Below are 213 nucleotides of genomic sequence, written 5' to 3' on the forward strand. Positions count from 1 at the left end.
CTCTATCAAAACACTATCTTTCGCTAGATGTTAAAGAAGAAAAGACTTCAAGGTAATTAAGGATTTGTTATAGACTATTGACCTACATAATAAAGAGCACAATCACGACATTAATCTCCAGTGATTTACCATACCGCTTCATGAACAATTGGGATATAAATTATCGAAAAATACCAAACCATAAGTTAATACGCTGCTAACGGCTCAAAAAAA

The sequence above is a fragment of the Vibrio sp. OPT46 genome, from assembly GCF_015163535.1.
In the GTDB taxonomy this organism is placed as follows: domain Bacteria; phylum Pseudomonadota; class Gammaproteobacteria; order Enterobacterales; family Vibrionaceae; genus Vibrio; species Vibrio alginolyticus.